Below are 3,216 nucleotides of genomic sequence, written 5' to 3' on the forward strand. Positions count from 1 at the left end.
CCTCGATCTCGGCGATCAGCTTCTTGGCGCCGTCGTGCTCGACATAGGCCTCGTCCAGCAGGTCGTCCTCCACCTCGCCACGGCTTTCCGGATAGAGGATCTCCTCCTCAATCTGGGTGTGGACCTTGAGGGCCAGGGCGATCTTGTTGAACAGGGCCAGCTTCTCGCCGTCGCTTTCCAGCTGCTCGTACTCGTCGAACATCGCCTCGACCTCGCGATGGTCGGCCTTCAGCAGGCGGATCGCCAGAGGATCACGACGGCCGGTGCGGCGCGTGCGGCGGGCCGAGGCGGACTTGGACTTGGCTTTCGAGGTGGACTTGGCGGCTGCGGCCATGTGGCGTCTCCCTGAGTGTTCAGCTTCCCCGACTGGTCATTCAAACCCTCGCGCCGACACGGACGTTCCGTGCGAACATTTCTCAATATCTTCCGTCGGATAGCCGACGCTGATTGATCCTCCTGGCCAGATGTCCACCGGTGTCATATTCCTTGGTGAAACGATCCGGGGGAGGACGCGGCCCATGACCATTTCCAGCTTCGCCAGGCGCCTCGCCCTGGCCGCCACGGCCCTGACCGCCCTGGTCGGCGCCGCGCCGCTGCGTCTGACCGTGGCCGTCGACGGCAAGGCCGATCACCGGACGCTGCAGGCCGCCATCGACGCCCTGCCCGACGGCGGCGGCGAGATCGACATCGCGCCGGGGACCTATCGCGAGAAGCTGTCGATCCCTCGCAACGGCGTGCGGCTGGTCGGCAAGGGCAAGCGGCCGCAGGACGTGGTGCTGGTGTACGGCGACGCCTCGGCGACGGTCGGCGGGACGCTGAAATCCTCCTCGGTGACGGTGTCGGGCGACGACTTCCTGGCCCGCAACCTGACGATCCAGAACGACTATCATCTCAAGAACAGCCAGCCCTCGCAGGCCGTCGCCCTGGCCGTGATGGGCGACCGGGCCCAGCTCTACAAGGTGCGCCTCTTGGGCGCACAGGACACGCTCTACGCCGCCAGCCGCAAGGGCAAGCCGCCGAGCCGGCAGTACTTCCGCGACTGCTACATCGAGGGCCACGTCGACTTCATCTTCGGCGACAGCAAGGCCGTCTTCGACCGCTGCACCATCCACGGGATCGCCAACGCCACGGTGATGATCACCGCCCAGAGCAAGAACGCGCCCGAGCAGGACAGCGGCTACGTCTTCGACCGCTGCACGATCACCGCCCACCCGAAGGTGGGCGAACTGTGGCTGGGTCGGGCCTGGCGGCCCTACGCGACCGTGGTCTTCCTGCGCACCCGCATCGACGCCGATCTGCAGCCCAAGGGCTGGCGGGAGTGGACGCCGGGCAAGACCGAGACCTTCAAGACGGCCTACTACGCCGAATACGCCTCGACCGGGCGCGGGGCGAACCCCGCCGCGCGCGAGCCGACCGCCCACGCCCTGGACGCGAAGACGGCGGAGCGCTGGGCGCCCCGCCGCTTCCTGTCGGGTCCGGACGGGTGGAAGCCCGGCCGGTTCTAGATCTACTCGGCGGGCGCGGGCGCCAGCTCGTCCTGGACGAACAGCGCCGGCGCCGGCTTGCGGGCCGACCAGCCGAAGGCGGCGATGACCAGGTAGCAGACGGCCGGCAGCAGGAAGGCTAGGCCCAGGCCGAAATGGTCGCCCAGCCAGCCGGTGGCCGGCGGCACCAGGGCGCCGCCGACGATGGCCATGCACAGCAGGCCCGAGGCCTGCGGCGTGCGGTGGCCCATCCCCTCGATGCCGAGGGTGAAGATGGTCGGGAACATGATCGAGTTGAAGAAGCCGATGGCGATCAGGGCGTAGCCGGCCTGCGGGCCGACGCTGAAGGCCGAGACCAGGATCAGCACGATGGCGGCCAGCGAGGCGATCGCCAGCACCTTGCCCGGCGACACCTTGGCCAGCACGAACGATCCGACCAGGCGGCCGACCATGGCGCCGCCCCAGTAGAAGGCGACCATGCTTCCGGCCTTGGCCAGCGTCAGGCCCAGGGTGTTGGACTGGGTCAGGTAGCTGGTCATGTAGGTGCCGATCGACACCTCGGCGCCGACATAGACGAAGATGCACAGCACGGCGAAGGCCAGGCGCTTGTACTTCAGCATGCCCAGCATCTCGCCGACGCCGACGGCCTTCTCGGCCTGCGGGGCGGAGGTATTCTTGCGCAGCAGCCAGAACAGCACGGCCAGGGCCAGCAGCACGCCGGCGATGATCAGGTACGGCGTCTGCACGGCCTGGGCCTGGGAATGGCGCACGGCCGCCAACTGGACGGCGGTCAGGGTGGCCGGGTCCGGCGCCTTCTCGATGTGGCTGAGGATCAGGGCCGAGCCGACGAAGGGCGCCAGGAAGGTGCCGAACGAGTTCAGGAACTGGGCGAAGGTCAGGCGGGCCGAGGCGGTCTCGCTCTTGCCCAGTATGGCGACCAGCGGGTTGGCGGCGACCTGCAGGATGGTGATGCCCGAGGCCAGCACGAACAGGGCGGCCAGGAAGCCTTCATAGACGCCGGCGTTGGCGGCGGGGGCGAACATCAGGCAGCCGACCATCATGACCAGCAGGCCGACGACGACGGTGCGCAGATAGCCGACCTTGGCCAGCAGGAAGCTCGCCGGCAGCGAGACCACGGCGTAGCCGATGAAGAAGGCGAACTGGGTCAGGCCCGCCTCGAAGTTGGTCAGCGAGAACAGCGACTTCAGCGCCGGGGCCACGAGGTCGACCAGGCAGGTCGAGAAGCCCCAGGCGAAGAAGAGAAGAATCACGAAGGGCAGCAGAGCCGCCCCTTTTCCGTCCGCGCCGCCGTTCACCGGGGCCGCGCCGCCCATGCCTGCCATCTGTTTTCACTCCCCATGTCCGTCTTCGCGGGACGGCGTAGTCGCCCCGAACGTGACAACGTTGTCAACCTCTAAGCCCGTTTCTTCCCGTTGGGACCGGTATCAAGCGGAACCGGAGGGCCAGCGTCGCCGTTCAGCCGAAAGCTGGGAGAACGGGCATGTCTTCGATCTTCGTCGTGGTGTCGTGCGGGATCGTGGCGATGGTCGCCGCGATCGGCCTGGCCGACGCCTTCGTGCATCTGGCCTGCTGGGGCGCGCGGAACCTGAAGCGGCCGGAATAGCGGATCCTTCTACCCTTGCGGGAGAGGGTGGCGGCCTACGGCCCTCCGCCCCTGAAGGGGGAGCTGTCGCGAAGCGACTGAGGGGGAAGTTGCTGGTGAGCCAGCAGC

The 3,216-nt window shown here is 68.0% G+C and carries 4 protein-coding genes; 2 read left to right on the forward strand and 2 right to left on the reverse strand.

The genetic code is table 11. From position 1 onward, the window contains the following. Positions 1–334: hemerythrin domain-containing protein (locus tag DMC18_RS25155; RefSeq protein ID WP_199232639.1), on the reverse strand; the 334-nt coding region annotated here is incomplete at its 3' end. A 184-nt stretch (positions 335–518) separates the two neighbouring features. On the opposite strand from DMC18_RS25155, the gene DMC18_RS25160 reads away from it, so the two are divergent. Further along, positions 519–1,505 (forward strand): pectinesterase family protein, encoded by a 987-nt coding sequence (locus DMC18_RS25160; protein WP_110121647.1) that lies wholly within the window; start codon positions 519–521, stop codon positions 1,503–1,505. Between the two features lie 2 nt (positions 1,506–1,507). Here the strand turns inward: DMC18_RS25160 and DMC18_RS25165 are convergent, their stop codons facing one another. After that, positions 1,508–2,827 (reverse strand): sugar MFS transporter, encoded by a 1,320-nt coding sequence (locus tag DMC18_RS25165; protein WP_110121646.1) that lies wholly within the window; start codon positions 2,825–2,827, stop codon positions 1,508–1,510. 158 nt (positions 2,828–2,985) lie between these two features. Here DMC18_RS25165 and DMC18_RS27195 point away from each other — a divergent pair, with 158 nt between their 5' ends. Further along, complete coding sequence (locus DMC18_RS27195; protein ID WP_255580439.1) at positions 2,986–3,108, forward strand: hypothetical protein; 123 nt, start codon at positions 2,986–2,988, stop codon at positions 3,106–3,108. Positions 3,109–3,216 lie beyond the last annotated feature (108 nt).

The organism is Caulobacter sp. D5, assembly GCF_003185805.1.
GTDB lineage: Bacteria > Pseudomonadota > Alphaproteobacteria > Caulobacterales > Caulobacteraceae > Caulobacter.